At 60.8% G+C, this 1,054-nt stretch carries 1 protein-coding gene; it reads left to right on the top strand.

The genetic code is table 11. The features are described from left to right. A partial coding sequence (locus tag EN991_RS37470; protein ID WP_127370590.1) for a L,D-transpeptidase family protein occupies positions 1-1,023 on the top strand: 1,023 nt, incomplete at its 5' end. Positions 1,024-1,054: the final 31 nt, after the last annotated feature.

Genomic DNA, 1,054 nt, shown 5'->3' with positions numbered 1-1,054 from the left:
TACCAGAACATTGTCGGGCAGGGTGGCTGGGTCGAGGTTCCCGCGACCAAGAAGCTGCAGCTTGGCGTCGATGATCCCGATGTGGTGCCGTTGCGCAAGCGGCTGATGGTTTCCGGCGACCTGTCGCAGAGCGCCGGCATTTCGACGGCTTTCGATTCCTATGTCGACTCGGCAGTCAAGCGCTTCCAACTGCGTCACGGCCTGCCGGCTGATGGCTCGATGGGCAAATACACCTATGCGGCGATGAACGTTTCGGCGCAGATCCGGCTTGGCCAGTTGCAGACCAATCTGCAGCGGCTGCGCGAGAAGGCCGGCACGCTGGGCAGCCGCTACGTGCTGGTCGACATTCCGGCAGCCCAGGTCGAAGCGGTCGAGAACGACCGCGTCGTGCTTCGCCACACCGCGATCGTCGGCAAGATCGATCGCCAGACGCCGATCGTCAATTCCAAGATCACCGAGATCATCGTCAATCCATACTGGAACGCGCCGGTCTCGATCGTGCGCAAGGACATCATTCCGCTGATGCGGAAAAATCCCGATTATCTCAAGAACAGCCACATCCGCCTGTTCGCGCCCGATGGCAGCGAAGTCGATCCGATGAATGTGGACTGGTCGACCGACGACGCCGCCAAGTACCGGTTCCGCCAGGATCCCGGCTCGGAAAACGCCATGGCTTCGGTGAAGATCAATTTCCCGAGCCCTGACGGCGTCTACATGCACGACACGCCGCAGCAGAGCCTGTTCGGCAAGATGTTGCGTTTCGATTCCTCGGGCTGCGTGCGCGTGCAGAATGTGCGCGACCTCGTCACCTGGATCCTGCGCGACACGCCCGGCTGGGACCGCCAGCATTTCGAGGCGGCGATCAAGACCGGTGAAAACACGCCGATCCAGGTCACCAATCCGGTGCCGGTCCACTTCCTCTATCTCTCGGCCTGGTCGACCGGTCCGGGCGTGGTGCAGTTCCGCGACGACGTCTACGCGCTTGATGGCAACAACGAGCTGCAGATCACGTCCGCGCTTTAAATATTTGATTTCTATTTAAAAAGGCCGCCTC

The sequence above is a fragment of the Mesorhizobium sp. M7A.F.Ca.US.005.03.2.1 genome, assembly GCF_003997795.1.
In the GTDB taxonomy this organism is placed as follows: domain Bacteria; phylum Pseudomonadota; class Alphaproteobacteria; order Rhizobiales; family Rhizobiaceae; genus Mesorhizobium; species Mesorhizobium ciceri.
The sequence above is the reverse complement of the archived record's forward strand: the minus strand, read 5'-3'. Positions and strand labels throughout refer to the sequence as shown.